Raw genomic sequence first — 17,118 nt, forward strand, 5'->3', positions numbered from 1 at the left:
TACCTGCACTGTCCATAAAATGTAAGTCTTGCAAGTTCCATATGATGGCGCGAAGAGTTCCTCTATAAAGAGATTGTGAAATTTCGTCACGGATTGTTTGTGTGGCATGATGGTCAAGCTCGCCCTTTAAGCGAATAATAGCTATACCATCTTCGACAAATAAAAGTTGATGTTTCATCTAGTAACTCCTCCTTTCCGTGACTATTCGAGGTGAGCTACTCCAATTCCTTGTCGTTGACAAATAAAGGTTAAACCTCTTAATTCTCGACAGAAATTGCAACATTCTATTCATTAACAGTATGGAAAATCTTTCATACATTTAAACATCAGAGAAGAAAAAAGGTTTTACTTTTTTGTAGGCATTTACGTTTTGAGCTAAAAGACACTTCTGTGCTGAGACATGATTTCGAAATGAAAACTGAAGCATAAGGTTTTCAGTTCGCTGTGGACGCCTCATTTGCTGCACCCTGATTTAGAGAATAAAGAGGATGGGGTTGTGACTGTGTCACAACCCCATCCTCTTTTGTTAGATCACCTTGCGGCTTTTGTGCGTACTTAGCTCCCTTACAACCTTAGAGCTCTGCATTTTGTGGTTTACTAAAGAATCGATGCTCTATTTAAGTAGATATTCGGTCGAAGATAGTTCTCTTCATTCTTAACGTAAGAGAACACGATTCATTTTGTAAGTGATACACACATTTTTCATGAAAATTAACTTTGCTTCAAATTTACTTTCATTTGTTCATATTTCCGCTTGTACTATCCCGCTTTCATTTAATGGTAATCCCCATCTTCCTTGCATTCTTTTTTCCTTGTTTAAATCTGTTTGCCCGTGTCTAATTTCATAAATCAATGATGGAATCGTCTAATCTATAAAGTAGTTTTATGTGAAATCATTGAACTAACTTGATCCGTTAGTCTAGCAAGGAATATGTAGTACAATTCCAATGCCTTGCACTTACTTTACTTTTTCCTTCCCACCCCTTCTTCTGCAATTCCTTTGCAATTAACATATTAAAAAAACCATGTCCTACTAAAGCTATCGATTTATGCTCATGTGCATAATCAATTAGCAGTTGGACAGCCAATCCTGCCCTGTCTTTCGCCTGACGGAAAGACTCGCATTCGTTAGAATATCCACTAAACCACAGTAATCTTAAAATCACTGCCCAGATATTTGGCTTTAATCTTACATTAAATAATTTAGTTGGAATTGAAGGTAACTCTGTTTCTCTAAATAAACAATCAGAAACTATTTTCACTTTTGTATTTAATAACCTTGCTGATTCAACTGACCTTTTTAAATTGCTGGATAAAACAATTTTTGCAGTAGTTACTTTTTCAAGCGTTTCCGACGGGTATAATGACTCTTCAAACACGCCGTTAAAGTCATATTTTCCCACCCATTTCTTAAACTCCATACAAGTCATTTTATTATTTTCAGTCAGTAGTGATCTTCCATGCCGAATCAATGAAATTTCCATATACATCTCCTTGTAATAACAATGATTTTTGTACTAATAACTTGTTATTTTCTATAAAAAGATTAACCATCCTTGTTTAACCAAGCTCGATGTACGTCTATTAAAGTACACGTTAGTTTAAAAATACCATAAAAAAAGCGATCTCCGGAGAGACCGCTTTGATGATTTAGATTATTGAGTGATGATTTCTTCGATTAATTTTGGTGCTTTGGTTGGTTCTTTTGAGAACTCAATATATTTGTACAATATCTCCATAACTTTTTCTACATTTTGAGTGTTAGCGTGGATTGTTGCAAGGGACTCGCCCTCTTTAACCGCATCGCCAACTTTTTTGTGAAGCACGATGCCGACTGCCAAATCAATTTCAGATTCTTTTGTCGCACGTCCCGCTCCAAGAATCATAGCAGCTGTACCAATTTCGTCAGCTTCAATGAAAGAGATAAATCCGCTTTCTTTTGAAGGCACTTCAAACGTATATTGAGCTTGTGGCAACAATTCTGGTGAGTCTACAACTGCTGGATTTCCACCTTGACCTTCAATGAAATTTTTCAGAATTTCAATCGCAGATCCATTTTCAATTACTTCAAGTAGCATACCGCGTGCTTCTTCCAAATCCTTTGCTTTGCCACCGACAACGACCATTTGACTTCCTAGGACCATACATAGTTCTGTTAAATCTTCAGGACCTTTACCGCGAAGTGTATCAATCGCTTCTTTCACTTCTAGTGAATTACCAATTGCAAACCCTAAAGGTTGGCTCATATCAGAGATAATAGCCATCGTTTGGCGACCTACGTTGTTGCCGATCTGTACCATCGCTTTTGCTAGGGCACGTGCGTCTTCAACAGTTTTCATGAACGCACCTTCGCCAGTTTTCACGTCAAGAACGATTGCATCTGCACCTGCTGCGATTTTCTTACTCATAATCGAACTTGCGATTAACGGGATGCTGTTAACAGTTCCCGTAACATCACGAAGCGCATATAATTTTTTGTCTGCAGGAGTCAAATTACCACTTTGACCGATTACAGCAAGCTTCATTTCATTAACTTGTTTCGTAAATTGTTCAGTCGTCAATTCAACATGGAAGCCTTCAATTGCTTCCAGTTTGTCAATCGTACCACCTGTATGACCTAGGCCACGTCCACTCATTTTAGCAACTGGCACACCACATGCTGCCACTAAAGGTCCAAGTACTAATGTGGTTGTGTCACCCACGCCTCCAGTTGAATGCTTATCCACTTTAATACCTTCAATGCCAGACAAGTCAATCTGATCGCCTGACTCTACCATGGCAATTGTTAAATCTGCACGTTCGCGATCGTTCATGTCCTGGAAGTAAATAGCCATCAGTAAAGCACTCACTTGATAATCGGGAATGCTTCCGTTTGTATATTGCTCAATGAAAAAACGAATTTCTTCAGTTGTTAATTCCGCGCCATCACGTTTTTTTTCAATTAAATCAACCATTCTCATGAATATTCACCTATCCTTCAGTTTAAGTGGGAAAGGAAACTGCGGCCAAATTTAGGCATAGAAACATTAAAGTTTTCCGCAATAGTCGCCCCTATATCGGCAAATGTTTCGCTTAGTGGAAGTTCTTTGCCTTCCGTAAAGCGAGTTGAATAAGCCAGCACCGGTACAAATTCACGTGTATGATCCGTACCTGGGAAGGTAGGGTCATTTCCGTGGTCCGCTGTGATAATTAGTAATTCTTCATCAGTCAAAGCATCCAACACTTCTGGCATACGTGCATCGAAAGCTTCCAATGCTTCTCCGTAACCGATTGGATCACGACGGTGACCATACAATGCGTCAAAATCAACAAGATTCAAGAAACTGATGCCATGGAAATCTCTTTTCACGACTTCAGCCAACTTGTCCATTCCGTCCATATTATCTTTTGTACGCAATGACTCAGTTACACCTTCATTGTTGTAAATATCCGAGATTTTACCAATGGCAATCACATCATAATTTGCATCTTTTAATTCGTTCATCACTGTACGTTCAAACGGTTTCAACGCGTAGTCATGACGATTCGTTGTACGCTTGAATTCACCAGGTTGTCCGATGAATGGACGTGCAATAACGCGTCCTACTAAAAACTCGGGTTCAAGTGTTAATTCGCGTGCAATTTCACAGATTTTATATAGTTCTTCTAACGGGATAATTTCTTCGTGAGCAGCAATTTGCAATACTGGATCTGCAGACGTATAAACGATAATTGCACCTGTTWCCATATGCTCTTGTCCTAACTCGTCCAAGATTTCCGTACCACTTGCTGGTTTATTGCCAATGACTTTACGTCCTGTCTTTTCTTCCAAAGCATTGATTAATTCATCAGGGAATCCGTCTGGGTACACTTTAAACGGTTGATTAATGTTAAGTCCCATGATTTCCCAGTGACCTGTCATTGTATCTTTACCAACTGACGCTTCCTGCATTTTTCCATAATGAGATGAAGGAATCGTTACAGGCTGAATACCTTGGAATGGACGAATATTGGAAAGTCCCATTTTTTCAAGGTTTGGCATGTTCAAGCCATTCATTTTTTCTGCAATATGTCCCAGTGTATCGGAACCTGTGTCCCCGAAAGATTGGGCATCTGGTGCTTCGCCAATTCCAACGGAGTCTAGAACAACTAAGTGAATGCGTTTAAATGATTTATGTGTCATACATATCCTCCTTCAACTTCTACTCATATCTTATCAAACGTTTGGAAAAAATACACGTCAGACTTCTGACGAATTAAGTCGAATTATGCTCGCGGATGAAATTGTTTATACACATCTTTCAAACGGGTTTTACTGACATGCKTATAAATCTGAGTCGTCGAGATATCTGCATGTCCTAGCATTTCCTGTACAGCGCGTAAATCTGCTCCATTTTCAATTAAATGTGTGGCAAATGAATGGCGCATAGTATGAGGCGTAATATCATTTTGAATGCCCGCTTGTATTGAGTATTCTTTCATAAGCTTCCAGACCCCTTGTCTGGTCAATCCTTTTCCTCGTTGGTTAACAAAAATAACGTCGGTGCGATGTGTTGGTTTAATCAGTTTTGGACGACCTTCTTTTAAATATTGTTCACATGCTGCCAGTGCTGTTCGTCCAAGAGGAATGATTCTCTCTTTTCCGCCTTTACCGAAGCATCGAACAAATCCCATCGTTAAATGTAAATCTTCCATATTTAATGTAATACATTCACTAATCCGCATCCCCGTCCCGTAAAGAATCTCGAGCAATGCACGATCCCGTAGCCCTTGAGGTTTCCCCAAGTTGGGTGCCGCAATCAATTCCTCTACTTCTTCAATTGACAATATTTTCGGAAGTGTACGATCCATTTGTGGCATTTCCAAGTGGACCGAGGGATCTGCACCGGATACTTTTTCCCGCAGTAAAAACTGATGGAATGACCGGATTGACGAAATATGACGGGCTAATGTTCGCGAAGATTTACCACTCGTCTTTAACGCTTGCAAGTGAGAAAGAATATGAATTCGCTCGACGTCGTTCAAAGTGGATAATTGCTGTACTTTAGAAAGGTCCTTAATATATGCAAGTAAATCTCGTTCGTACGAAGTTAAAGTATTGGTTGATAATTGTCTTTCTACACGTAGAAAATGAAGATAATCTGCGACTGCATCTTGCATTTCTTTCATAATGATACCTCCCTGTAAAAACACTTTTATGTATATATATGGACAATATATTTTTATTAATGAAAACGTAAAAAAGGATAGCAATTCTGCCATCCTTTTGTTTTACAGTAAACATGTCTGTGTCGAGCTAGAAGCGATGTTTTCCGCTTTTCTGTTACTCAGACTCTTCTTTTTCATCGTGGGTATCGTGGCAGCGCCAACAAATACCATGGAACGTCAACCTGTGATCTTTAATACGGAAATTCCATCTTTTTTCAACAACGGCTTCCACATCTTCCAGCAAGTCCTCCTGGATTTCATCTACGGCTCCACATTCAATACATACGAGATGGTGATGGAAGTGTGCTGCACCTTCCTGACGCAAGTCGTATCTTGAAACGCCGTCTCCAAAGTTAATTTTATCGACAACTTTTAATTCGGTAAGAAGTTCAAGCGTTCGATATACTGTTGCAAGTCCAATATCAGGTGCTTTATTTTTAACGAGAAGATATACATCTTCTGCGCTCAAATGATCTTCTTCATTTTCAAGAAGCACTCTAACTGTCGCTTCACGCTGTGGCGTCAGTTTATAGCTCGCACCATGAAGCTGCTTTTTTATCCGGTCAATACGGCTCTCCATGTGACGCCCCCCCAAACTTCCTTCATTATACCAAATTGGTCTTTCCCTTTACAAGATAGAGAAAGTTATCCAAATGATAATAATTATAATCTAGTTTCGATTATAAACCATGAATATAAGGAAGGACAAACAATTCAAGTCCAATTAATACAATATAGATTAGACTTAGTACGCCGATACCTTTAAAACTGCGGGCTTGTTTGAATTGATTATACGATGGTGGTGGGACAAGTAAAAATCCAATCAGTAGTAATAAAGAACAATAAATTAACTGGAATGGGAACCACCATAATGCATATGCCCAAAATTCTGTTTCCTGTGCAATTAAAAAACCTGAGCAAATTCCCCAAAAAACAGCTCTCATTGTACCTATTAATAGAATGGTATATTTCAGGATTAAATGAGTAGCAAAAAGAAGKAATAATAAAATCGTAACGAGTTGCGGGAGAATTGAATCAAAACCACTTGGTATGTTTTCATTTAAAAGTCTTGGGTCTATCCAATGTATGACTCTTTCAACTTGATCAAAAGGCATTTTTGAATACAGCCATAACCCACCTAAATAACCGATGACTAGCAATCCTAGTAAATAAAATATTGGGAAAGAGCGAGTCAACATCCGCCACCTACCTTTCATAGAGTAGCTTATGCGTGTCCCACTATCAATCATTCATCGATTTTGTAAATATTCCTTAGCCCAAAGAACACTATATGCTGTTTTTGCATCAAAGATTTGGCCAGACTTCATCATTCCTTCTGCTTCTTCTAAGGTTGCCTCGATTATTTCAACAAACTCATCTTCATCCAGTGATGCTGCGTTTTCAATTTTTGACAATCCTTCTGCCACATATAGGTGAATAATTTCGTCTGCAAAGCCCGGAGAAGTTGCGAACGATTGAATGTGTGTCAATTTCTCACAACCGTACCCAGTTTCTTCTTCCAGTTCTCTTCTTGCCGTTACTTCCGGCTCTTCTCCCGGCTCTAGTTTCCCTGCAGGCGTCTCAATCAGAGAACGTTCGAGCGCTTTTCGATATTGCTCGACAAAGACAATTTTACCTTTGTCTGTAATCGGTACAATGGCAACCGCTCCAGGGTGTTTAACCAATTCACGCTTCGAAGTCTTACCATTTGGCAATATTACTTCATCCACTCGAAGAGAAATAACTTTCCCTTCATAAATCGGTGTTGACGATATAGATTTCTCTTCATATTTTTTCATATTTTTCGCCCTTTCTGTTTGTCTATTTTCAAAGACAATTGTACCATGTATGAAATGAGGAGGCTGACTGATGAATAAACGCGAACTTGGACAAAGTGGAATAATGGTATCGGAAATCGGACTGGGTTGTATGTCTCTTCCGACAAATCAACGTGAAGCCCAACTAATAGTGGATGCAGCCATTGAACATGGAATTACATACTTTGATACAGCGGATTTATATGATAAAGGTAAAAATGAAGATGTTGTTGGACACACTCTGAAAGGAAAACGACAAGACATCATTTTGGCTTCGAAGGTGGGTAACAAATGGAATGAAGATGCATCAGGTTGGACGTGGGATTCATCAAAGTCATATATCACGTCTCAAATTAAAGAAAGTCTACAAAGGCTTCAAACCGATTATTTAGATCTATATCAATTACACGGAGGCACGATGGAAGATGATTTAGAAGAAGCAGTCGATGCTTTTGAATCTTTAAAAAAAGAAGGTTTAATTCGAGCATACGGCATTTCATCCATACGCCCGAATGTCATTCATCGTTTCCTACGTAACGGTAATGCTAGCTCTGTCATGATGCAATACAGCATGTTAGACCGCAGACCCGAAGAATGGTTTGACATGATTGCATCACATAGTGCATCAGTTGTCACCCGGGGTTCTCTCGCAAAAGGTCTGCTTACGCCAGATGCATTGAAACGTGCCGAAAAATCGGATGGATACGGAGAATACAAAAAAGAAACTTTAATAGAAACACTTTCACAACTCACTAAAACCACTCAATATCTTCATAGTGCGGCATTGGCATTTGTTCTTCAATACAACCAAGTGTCCGCTATCTTAGCAGGAGCAAGCTCATCAAATCAATTAGAGGAAACGATGCAAGCATATCATCAACCTATGACCCTTGAGCAACTAGCACACTTGAAGGAATACTTAAGAGCCGATATTTATAAAGACCATCGCCTTTAAAAAATCGTTATAATTCTAAATCTCGTGCTTATACTCCTTATAGATTGAAACCTACCTATTTGTTAAAACGTATACATATGGATTCAAGGAGGCGATATGAATGACGAAGTTTATTGATGACTTTGCCGGTGCACTATATGATATCTTCAAGTTTGCGTTAAGGAGTATGTGTTATTTTATCGCAGGTATGATCATCGTTGGCGTCCCTCTTTACTTAATTGCAATGATTTTTGATATTTTTAATTAAATAGTTCGCTGATGATGGCAAAACAAAAAGGACTTCAAAAATTCGAAGTCCTTTTATTCTTAAAATTTATTACCCTTCATTCCATACTCATCTAGAAGTTCAGCAAAGGATTTGTTTTTCTCTTTTTGTTTACGATCAAATTCAGCTTGCGCGAGGCGTTCTTCTTCCTGTTGACGCTCTGTATCCTGTAACTGCTTTTTAGCTAACTTCAGTTTTTCAAGCACATCCCCTTGCAGTTGATCGGACAATGTGTTGCCTGATGATTGTTCAGATCGCTCAGGTTGTCTGCGTTGTTGCTGTTGTTGTTTCTTTTTTGCCATCTTTTTTCACCTTCTACCTATGCTCTTTTCACAATTGTAGCGACACCTTGTCCGCCACCAATACATAAAGTTGCTAACCCTGTCTTCGCATCTTGTCTAGCCATTTCATGAAGCAGAGATACAAAAATACGTGCACCACTCGCGCCTATTGGATGTCCGAGAGCGATTGCACCACCATTAACATTCAGCTTGTCATGATCAAATGCAAGCTCGCGATCTACAGCAATTGATTGTGCTGCAAAAGCTTCATTTGCTTCCACTAAGTCAATATCCGCCATTGATAGGCCTGATTTTTCAAAAACATTTTTCACTGCTTTAACAGGGCCAATTCCCATAACGGATGGATCAACACCCGCTGATGCGTTCGCTACAATCGTTGCTAATGGTGTTAAACCTAACTCATCTGCTTTTTCTTTAGACATAACGATAACCGCTGCTGCTCCGTCGTTAATACCGGAAGCATTCCCAGCAGTGACACTGCCTTCTTTTTTAAACGCTGGTCGCAATTTACCTAACTTCTCTGCTGAAGTCCCACGTTTTGGATATTCGTCCGTATCAAATACGATTGGGTCTCCTTTGCGTTGTGGAATTTCGACAGCAACGATTTCTTCTTTAAATTTCCCGCCGTCAATCGCCTGAACCGCACGTTCCTGTGAACGAGCTGAGAATTCATCTTGTTGTTCACGTGTAATTTCGTAACGGTCACATAAATTTTCTGCTGTTATGCCCATATGGTAATCATTGAAAGCACACCATAAGCCGTCAGAAATCATGCTATCCACCACTTTTTGGTCGCCCATTCGGAAACCTTCACGCGCATTTTTCAACAAATACGGAGCTTGGCTCATGTTTTCCATTCCACCTGCCACAACAATGTCCGCATCTCCTGCGATAATAGCCTGTGTTGCCAAATGAATCGCTTTCAATCCTGATCCACACACTTTATTAATTGTCATGGAAGGAATTGTTTCATGAAGACCTGCAAGAATCGATGCTTGTCTAGCAGGGTTCTGTCCCAACCCAGCTTGCAAAACATTCCCCATGATCACTTCACTCACTTGATTTGGTTCTAGACCCGCTTTTTCTAATGCTTCTTTTATGACAATCGCACCTAACTTTGTAGCCGGTACGTCTTTTAATGCCCCTTGGAAAGAACCTATTGCTGTACGGACAGCACTTACTACAACCACTTCTCTTGTTGACATTGAAAATCCCCCTAATCCCCTAAGAAAATATATTTGCTAGCACCCCTATCTCATCATTACAATAGAATGAAGGAGGGATGATATGTTTAGTTTACCAAACAATGTGACAATTATCGAGGTCGGTCCAAGAGATGGACTTCAGAATGAGAAAAATGAGGTTTCAACCGAAAATAAGCTTTCATTTATTCAAGCATTACAAACAGCGGGAATAGATGAAATGGAAATCACTTCGTTTGTATCTCCAAAATGGGTCCCACAAATGGCCGATGCAACCGAGATTGTACAAGGGGTTCACAAGCAAGGACGTCAAATTGTGCTAACGCCCAACTCTAAAGGAGTGGAACGTGCACTTTCTGCAGGAGCAAAAAATGTAGCAGTTTTTGTAGGTGTCAGTAATACATTCAATTTAAAGAACATAAATAAAACAACGGCGCAAAGCATGCAGGAATTAAAACCTGTTATCATCGATTTAAAACAACAAGGAATTTTTGTTCGTGCATGTATCTCTACGGCTTTTTATTGTCCGTATGAAGGAAAAATCGACATTAATGAAACGCTGGCTTTATGCAAAGAGTTCGCAAGCTGGGGTATTGACGAACTTAGTGTTGCCGATACAATCGGCATGGCGAATCCACAGGAAAGTCATGAATTATTCACTTTACTGATTCGTGAAATTCCACAAGTTTTGATGAATGCACATTTCCACGACACACGAAAAATGGGCTTAGCAAATATTTATGCGGCTCTTCTTGCAGGTGTAACACGATTTGATACATCAGCTGGCGGACTGGGCGGTTGTCCTTTTGCACCCGGGGCAACAGGAAATGTAGCAACTGAAGATGTCGTGAATATGTTACATACAATGGGAGTAAACACAGGAATTGACCTGAATAAATTATGTAAAGCGGTTTCTATTATAGCTCCTCACGTTTCGAGACCGATAGATACGGGCATGTTTAGATTATACGAATTAAATCAAGCATAGGAGGATTTCCCATGAAGCGTCGCATTCTTTGGATCACCAGTATTCTCTCGAGTATTATGACCGCAGGAGCGGCGATTTTTGGTTTTGTGTTTACAAACCGACTCATGTATCTGAAGAAAAAAGATGATGCGTTTATATTAAATCGTGAAATTACCGCGAAAAGATTCGATGAGGCTTGGTTCAATATTGTACGAAAAACGGAGAAATGGATTGACAGCCCTAATGGCTACCCGGTTAAAGCAATTTTCCTGGAACCTTTGGATACAAATAACTTCGTCGTCATTTGTCACGGTGTCACAGAAAACAAAATAAATTCAGTAAAATATGCCCGTCTCTTTGAACGGTTGGGTTTTAATTCAGTTGTATATGATCATCGTCGGCATGGTGATTCTGGGGGTAAAACAACGAGTTTCGGTCACTATGAAAAAATGGATTTACAGGTAATAGTCAACGCAGTTAAAAACTATGCCGGTGAAGATGCAATCATTGGGATTCATGGGGAGTCGATGGGCGCCGCTACAACCATTCTGTATGCTGGAACTTTGGAAGATCAAGCTCATTTTTATATATCTGATTGTGCGTTTTCAGATTTTACCGATCAACTACTGTACTTAATGAAAAAAGAAACACCACTTCGTTCAAGTCTTGCAATAAAATTGGCGGATGTCTTTTTACGGGTACGGGACGGATATTCCATGAAACTTGTTTCACCTAGAGAAGCAGTATCTCATATCGAGAAACCGGTTTTATTCATTCATAGTTTACCTGACGATTTCATTTTGCCTGAAATGACTAAAGAGCTGTATGAGTTGAAACAAGGACCAAAACAATTAAAACTATTTGAAATTGGTCCCCATGCACAATCATATAATCAAAATGCTGAGGAATATGAAAAAACAGTCGCAGAATTCCTTCACACCTATGATCTTTTACCAACATTATAAAAACACAAGTCGTATTACCCATAAGACCTAGATATAATAACCAATAAAAAATAGCACTCACGGAGTGCTATTTTTTATTTTTGCATTTTATTCATTTGGTTCATCATTTGTTTCACTTGTTTTTCAGATGGTTTACGACCCATTTGAGCCATCATCATGCGAAGCATTTGTTCATTGATTGGTGGGTTCTCTTTTAAATACTTCATCATATATTGACGGGCGCCATAAAAACCGATTACAGCTCCACCTACTAACGCCACGATGATTAAAGTAATTGCTAACCATAATTGCATTGTTGTTTTCCCCCTTCTCGGTGATTAACCTTACTTTCTATCTCCAAGAAGGATTATACAACAAAACCCTTCTCCTTACTAGGCGAAGTCTAGAATTTCTGTAAATGAATGAATGGATCCTACTTTGATTGGCTTAAGCCAGCCAAAGGATGCTTCTTCTTGCTGGAAAGCCATATAGCAATCACTAGAATCGGAAAACCCTGCAAATAAATCCAAATCAAGCATATGGGACCCCTTACACCACACATGTACACAATATGGTTCAAACTTCATTTGAATTGAGCCTTTTAATGGATGTTCAAGCAACAGTTTATGCATATCCTGTTCGTTATGCGAAAACAAACGACTTAGTTTTCTCTCCAAACTTTGTTTGATGAATTCTTCATCTATTTTCTCGCACACATATGTCATCTCATTATGGTCCTGGTTACTTTGCATATTGTCTCTTCCCAGTATTTCCTGAAGCATTTTTTCCCGGCCTAAAACGAAAGGTTGGTATGCTTTTTTAATGTGAAAAATTTTATATGTTCGCATATGTTAAACCCCCACTTTTTTTATTAAGTATAAAGGGTGCTCTTCGCTAAAGTTGTCGAACTGCGATTCTGCTTGGTCACTTTTATTGACGAAAAAAAACAAGCAGTGGCGAATGCACACTACTTGTTTTTTCATTATTTATTCAATAAAGATTTCACACGCGCTACTACGTTTTCTTTAGAGAAACCAAATTCTTTCATAACGATTTCTCCTGGTGCGCTTGCACCAAAACGATCGATTCCTAACACACTGCCTTCGTCACCTGTGTAACGTTCCCAGCCAAATGATACGCCCATTTCGATAGCCAAACGTTTTTTGACCGTTTTCGGCAAGACACTATTTTTATATTCGGCATCTTGCTGTTCAAAGCGATCCCATGACGGCATCGAAATAACTGCTACATCAATTCCTTCTTCTGCTAACAGTTGTTGTGCATCCACAGCAAGTGAAACTTCAGAACCAGTTGCTAAGAGCAATGCGTCTGCCAGTTCTTTGTTTGCAGGAGAAACAACATAAGCCCCTTTTGCAACACCTTCAGCTGCTCGAGCAGCAGAGTGTTCTAGAACCGGTAAGTTTTGTCTAGATAAAATCAACGCTGTTGGCACTGATTTAGATGAAACAGCTAATTTCCAAGCTTCTGCCGATTCGTTGGCATCTGCCGGACGAATGACGGACAAGTTTGGCATAGCACGCAATGATGCCAATTGTTCAACCGGCTCATGCGTTGGACCATCTTCTCCAACTGCAATACTGTCATGTGTAAATACATAAGTAACAGGAAGCCCCATTAATGCTGATAAACGTACAGCTGGTCGTACATAATCGCTGAATACGAAGAATGTACCGCCAAATACGTGTAAACCACCATGTAGGGCCATACCGTTCAAGGCAGCACCCATCGCAAATTCACGAACACCGAACCAAATGTTACGGCCTTCGTACGAGTCACTTGAGAAATCACCCGCACCTTTGATTGTCGTCTTATTTGAACCAGCTAAATCCGCACTTCCTCCGAAGAATGAAGGGACAGTTTTTGCGATTGCATTCAAAACGTCACCAGAAGATGAACGAGTTGCATGAGAAGTACCAACTTCATAAACTGGAATTTCTGAATCGTAATTTTCAGGAAGATCCCCTTTAATTGCAAGCTCCAACTKTTGTGCAAGCTCTGGATATTCTGATTTATAAGATGCAAATTGTTCGTTCCAAGAAGCTTCATTTACCCCGCCAAGTTTTTCAGCTGACTCTTTGAAAGCAGCATAAACTTCTTCCGGTACATGGAAGTCTTGTTCGAAAGTCCATTTGTAGCTTTCTTTTGTAAGCAGTGCCTCATCTTTACCTAATGGCGCGCCGTGAACATCTGATTTACCAGATTTGTTTGGAGAGCCAAAACCAATGATCGTTTTCACTTCAATAAGAGTTGGTTGTCCTTTATGGTTTTTAGCCGTTTCAATAGCATTTGAAAGATCTTCTAGTGAATTCCCATCTGCTACATGCAAATAGTTCCAACCATAAGACTCAAAGCGTTTCTGAATTTTTTCAGAGAAAGACTTATTCAAATCCCCGTCCAACGAGATATCATTACTGTCGTACAATACAATAAGTTTATCCAATTGCAAGTGTCCTGCTAGTGAAATGGCTTCCGCAGCAACACCTTCCATTAAGTCCCCATCACCACATAAAGCATAAGTGTAATGATCAACAACTTCATGGTTCGGTTTATTGTAAACCGCAGCTAAATGGCGCTCAGCCATTGCCATACCAACTGACATAGCTATCCCTTGTCCAAGTGGTCCTGTTGTAGCTTCAACTCCAGCAGTATGACCGTATTCAGGATGTCCTGGTGTTTTAGAATTCCATTGTCGGAAGTTTTTAAGCTCTTCCATTGGTAAATCATAACCACCTAAGTGCAATAAGCTATAAAGCAACATAGAACCATGGCCCGCTGATAATACAAAACGGTCACGATTAAACCAGTTAGGATTTTCCGGATTATGACGTAAATGTTTCGTCCAAAGAGTATACGCCATAGGGGCTGCACCCATTGGTAAACCTGGATGACCTGAATTTGCTTTTTCAATCGCATCGATTGATAACGTGCGGATAGTACTGATGGCTAAATGATCTACGTGTTGAGACATACTTGACATCCTTTCTGATACAGAAGTTTTCTTCATTCCTTAGTGTAGTCAACTTTTGATAAACTGACAACGGTTAGCAAATGTTGATTTAATTCAGAAATTTCTTTTCTTTTAACGCTTTCACTTTATCTGGTGTAACATCATTGCCTTCTGGATCAACCATTTTAACATTTTCAATGGTACTTCTCATAGATGAACGAAACGTTTCAAGATATTCTTTTCGTAAGGACGTTTGTTCTTTCGCTTCTTCTATAGTAAGACCCACAGACTTGGATTTTTTGGACAATTCATTAATTCGTGAAATTTTTTCAGGAGATAACATTCAATTCACACCTTCCTTCTAATAACCTTATTAAAAGGTATGCAAAAAAGACTTGGAGCGCAAGTATTTAGCCTCCGAGTCTTTCTTTATACTCAATATATCTTCGATGAACTGTGGCTTTGCTCACAGGAAAACCGAAACCTCTCAGTGTCGAAGCAATTTCTTCATAGGTCAGTCCGTTATTTCGCAATTTCACAATTTCTTCGATAGGAATATCTTTTCGTTCTCTTCCTTCTGGATTCCCTTGATCTCTGAGATTTTTTTCAGGCTTGAAACCGTGTTCTACTGCCCTTCTCATCCCTCTACGAATTTTCGCATTATGCAATTTCCGTTGGTATTCTTCTACCAGCGCTAAAATTTCCAACATCATCGTATCCATTTCATTCAATCGGATTGAACCGCCATCGTTTAAAGAAATAACTTGAACCTCTAATTTTTTTAGCATATGTAAAATAGCCATTCGTGAATTGCCTCGTCCCAACCTTGTCTCATCCTGAATTAAAACGGTTGAAATTGAATGTTGTTTTACATAATCCAGTAAATCAAGCAATCCTTCTCGTTCTACAGAGTAACCACTATGTTGATCAATGAATACGTCCCAGACAAAATAATTCTGTTCAAGAGCGAACTGGCGTAATTCTTCTTCTTGGCGGGCCAGCGACGTCTCCTGAGCCTCTTTTTCCGTACTGACACGGCAATATAATACAACGGAATTAGAATTATCCATCACTCTGTGTCTCCCGCATATTCCACTCCATGATCTGGTGCGTATTGCTGTAGAGAGTCTGGAATAATTAAAGAATCACCTGAATGAATCATTTGTGAGTTTAGGTTGTTTGCTACCATCACTTCAGAAATCCAATCCTGTTTTGGTGTATTACCACGATATTTTTCAGATAGCGTCCAGAGTGTATCTCCATCTTTTATGTAGATTTCATTGTAAGATTCCTCATGGTTTACATTAAAAAGCACAAAAAATAGTGTGCAACCCAAAGTTACTGCTACTAATAAAGAAATAAATTGATTGTTTTTTATCCAATTCATGTTGTTTCCTCCTCGAACCGAATGTTTGTTCGGAATATATGCTATCACTATAAACCGAACACTTGTTTCTTGTCAACAATAATTAGAACCTATGTTTGCATTTTTATAGTCGGATTGTTATACTACTCTTAGATGAAAGAGACAACCATTTAGGTGAAGAGGTGAACTAGTTGAAAAAAGTTTCGAAACGACAAGAAGATATATTGGCTTTTATAAAAGATGAAGTTCGAAAAAAAGGGTATCCACCTTCCGTACGTGAAATCGGTGAAGCGGTTGGACTTGCTTCTAGCTCGACAGTTCATGGTCACTTAGCTCGATTGGAAAGCAAAGGATTAATAAGACGCGACCCTACAAAGCCACGTGCTATTGAAATTTTAGAGCTTGATAACGTTACAGAAATACGACCAAACGTTGTTAATGTGCCTTTGATCGGTAAAGTTACTGCAGGATTGCCTATTACTGCCATTGAAAATATTGAAGAGTTCTTCCCTCTTCCTGAGACTTTCGGAACTTCAGAAGACAATCTCTTCATGCTAGAAATTATGGGAGATAGTATGATAGAAGCCGGAATTTTAAATGGTGACTATGTTGTCGTGAAACAGCAGCAAACTGCAAATAATGGTGATATCGTTGTTGCCATGACTGAAGATGATGAAGCTACTGTTAAACGGTTCTTTAAAGAAAAATCATATTTCCGCCTTCAACCTGAAAACTCATCAATGGAGCCAATAATCGTTGAACAAGTTTCGATACTTGGTAAAGTCGTTGGGGTTTATCGTCAAATCCATTAAATTATTAATAAAAGGCTGATCCATTTGTCTAATGCATAGACTTTGGATTAGCCTTTTTTGTGAAGTTATATCAATTGTATGTAAATCTTAGTTGAATTATCACTCTTAAAATAATCTTGTAGACTTATGGTGACTATGCTATACTAGTAAATGAGCCGATATCACGCCGACTGACATTTTCATCTTCAGTCGGCCTTTTTGTGCACTTTTTTTGTGTTAAACTGAATTTCCGAAATTTTAATAGTTTACTTTAACCCTTTATCCTTTAAATACTGTGTATTTCTTCTTGCTTTAAAACGAACATCATTGTTTTTCCACCAGGCCCACATTGAT

At 39.1% G+C, this 17,118-nt stretch carries 21 protein-coding genes and 1 pseudogene; 5 read left to right on the forward strand and 17 right to left on the reverse strand.

Translation table 11 applies throughout. The features are described from left to right. From AC1DSL_RS12115 to AC1DSL_RS12155, 9 genes and pseudogenes are all read right to left on the reverse strand, one after another. A partial coding sequence (locus AC1DSL_RS12115) for an STAS domain-containing protein (RefSeq protein WP_477532371.1) occupies nt 1-178 on the reverse strand: 178 nt, incomplete at its 3' end. Between the two features lie 570 nt (nt 179-748). Beyond that, a pseudogene (locus tag AC1DSL_RS12120) lies at nt 749-853 on the reverse strand (histidine phosphatase family protein); the annotation flags it as partial. Nucleotides 854-914: 61 nt separating this feature from the next. Then, complete coding sequence (locus tag AC1DSL_RS12125) at nt 915-1,484, reverse strand: histidine phosphatase family protein (protein ID WP_016427461.1); 570 nt, start codon at nt 1,482-1,484, stop codon at nt 915-917. 171 nt (nt 1,485-1,655) lie between these two features. After that, entirely contained in the window at nt 1,656-2,960 is a 1,305-nt protein-coding gene (locus AC1DSL_RS12130; RefSeq protein ID WP_477532359.1) for a pyrimidine-nucleoside phosphorylase, read from the reverse strand. 17 nt (nt 2,961-2,977) lie between these two features. Next, nucleotides 2,978-4,162 (reverse strand): phosphopentomutase, encoded by a 1,185-nt coding sequence (deoB, locus tag AC1DSL_RS12135; protein WP_477532360.1) that lies wholly within the window; start codon nt 4,160-4,162, stop codon nt 2,978-2,980. Between the two features lie 83 nt (nt 4,163-4,245). Further along, nucleotides 4,246-5,148, reverse strand: coding sequence for a site-specific tyrosine recombinase XerD (gene xerD, locus AC1DSL_RS12140; protein WP_477532361.1), 903 nt, complete (start codon nt 5,146-5,148; stop codon nt 4,246-4,248). A 154-nt stretch (nt 5,149-5,302) separates the two neighbouring features. Continuing rightward, nucleotides 5,303-5,767: a ferric iron uptake transcriptional regulator gene (gene fur, locus AC1DSL_RS12145; RefSeq protein ID WP_477532362.1), complete on the reverse strand. Its 465-nt coding sequence runs from the start codon at nt 5,765-5,767 to the stop codon at nt 5,303-5,305. A gap of 100 nt (nt 5,768-5,867) precedes the next feature. After that, nucleotides 5,868-6,386, reverse strand: coding sequence for a hypothetical protein (locus AC1DSL_RS12150; protein ID WP_477532363.1), 519 nt, complete (start codon nt 6,384-6,386; stop codon nt 5,868-5,870). A 51-nt stretch (nt 6,387-6,437) separates the two neighbouring features. Beyond that, the gene (locus AC1DSL_RS12155) at nt 6,438-6,986 is read right to left on the reverse strand and encodes an NUDIX domain-containing protein (protein WP_477532364.1); all 549 of its coding nucleotides are present in this window, start codon (nt 6,984-6,986) and stop codon (nt 6,438-6,440) included. Between the two features lie 70 nt (nt 6,987-7,056). Between AC1DSL_RS12155 and AC1DSL_RS12160 the strand changes: the two genes are divergently transcribed. Further along, a complete protein-coding gene (locus AC1DSL_RS12160) occupies nt 7,057-7,959 on the forward strand; it encodes an aldo/keto reductase (RefSeq protein WP_477532365.1) in 903 nt (300 codons plus the stop codon). Between the two features lie 100 nt (nt 7,960-8,059). Then, the gene (locus AC1DSL_RS12165; RefSeq protein ID WP_477532366.1) at nt 8,060-8,206 is read left to right on the forward strand and encodes a hypothetical protein; all 147 of its coding nucleotides are present in this window, start codon (nt 8,060-8,062) and stop codon (nt 8,204-8,206) included. A gap of 59 nt (nt 8,207-8,265) precedes the next feature. Here AC1DSL_RS12165 and AC1DSL_RS12170 read toward each other — a convergent pair whose 3' ends face one another. Then, on the reverse strand, nt 8,266-8,526 hold the full coding sequence (locus AC1DSL_RS12170; protein ID WP_016427470.1) for a YqkE family protein: 261 nt from the start codon (nt 8,524-8,526) through the stop codon (nt 8,266-8,268). Nucleotides 8,527-8,543: 17 nt separating this feature from the next. Beyond that, entirely contained in the window at nt 8,544-9,731 is a 1,188-nt protein-coding gene (locus AC1DSL_RS12175) for an acetyl-CoA C-acetyltransferase (RefSeq protein ID WP_342541731.1), read from the reverse strand. Nucleotides 9,732-9,813: 82 nt separating this feature from the next. On the opposite strand from AC1DSL_RS12175, the gene AC1DSL_RS12180 reads away from it, so the two are divergent. Both AC1DSL_RS12180 and AC1DSL_RS12185 read left to right on the forward strand, forming a co-directional pair. After that, complete coding sequence (locus AC1DSL_RS12180) at nt 9,814-10,716, forward strand: hydroxymethylglutaryl-CoA lyase (RefSeq protein WP_477532367.1); 903 nt, start codon at nt 9,814-9,816, stop codon at nt 10,714-10,716. An 11-nt stretch (nt 10,717-10,727) separates the two neighbouring features. Further along, entirely contained in the window at nt 10,728-11,660 is a 933-nt protein-coding gene (locus tag AC1DSL_RS12185) for an alpha/beta hydrolase (RefSeq protein WP_016427473.1), read from the forward strand. 74 nt (nt 11,661-11,734) lie between these two features. On the opposite strand, the gene AC1DSL_RS12190 is transcribed toward AC1DSL_RS12185, so the two are convergent. From AC1DSL_RS12190 to yneA, 6 genes are all read right to left on the reverse strand, one after another. Next, nucleotides 11,735-11,953, reverse strand: a complete 219-nt coding sequence (locus tag AC1DSL_RS12190) for a YneF family protein (protein WP_016427474.1) — start codon at nt 11,951-11,953, stop codon at nt 11,735-11,737. Nucleotides 11,954-12,031: 78 nt separating this feature from the next. Then, a complete protein-coding gene (gene sirA, locus AC1DSL_RS12195; protein WP_016427475.1) occupies nt 12,032-12,487 on the reverse strand; it encodes a sporulation inhibitor of replication protein SirA in 456 nt (151 codons plus the stop codon). Between the two features lie 134 nt (nt 12,488-12,621). Beyond that, nucleotides 12,622-14,628, reverse strand: a complete 2,007-nt coding sequence (gene tkt / locus AC1DSL_RS12200) for a transketolase (RefSeq protein ID WP_477532368.1) — start codon at nt 14,626-14,628, stop codon at nt 12,622-12,624. Nucleotides 14,629-14,716: 88 nt separating this feature from the next. Continuing rightward, nucleotides 14,717-14,950: a DUF896 domain-containing protein gene (locus tag AC1DSL_RS12205; RefSeq protein ID WP_477532369.1), complete on the reverse strand. Its 234-nt coding sequence runs from the start codon at nt 14,948-14,950 to the stop codon at nt 14,717-14,719. Nucleotides 14,951-15,017: 67 nt separating this feature from the next. After that, on the reverse strand, nt 15,018-15,677 hold the full coding sequence (locus AC1DSL_RS12210; protein ID WP_477532370.1) for a YneB family resolvase-like protein: 660 nt from the start codon (nt 15,675-15,677) through the stop codon (nt 15,018-15,020). Beyond that, nucleotides 15,677-15,994, reverse strand: coding sequence for a cell division suppressor protein YneA (gene yneA / locus AC1DSL_RS12215; protein ID WP_016427479.1), 318 nt, complete (start codon nt 15,992-15,994; stop codon nt 15,677-15,679). Before yneA ends, AC1DSL_RS12210 begins: the two co-directional genes overlap by 1 nt. 170 nt (nt 15,995-16,164) lie before the next feature. Between yneA and lexA the strand changes: the two genes are divergently transcribed. Continuing rightward, nucleotides 16,165-16,785, forward strand: coding sequence for a transcriptional repressor LexA (gene lexA, locus AC1DSL_RS12220; protein ID WP_016427480.1), 621 nt, complete (start codon nt 16,165-16,167; stop codon nt 16,783-16,785). Nucleotides 16,786-17,118 lie beyond the last annotated feature (333 nt).

The organism is Paenisporosarcina sp. P4_D4, from assembly GCF_056401835.1.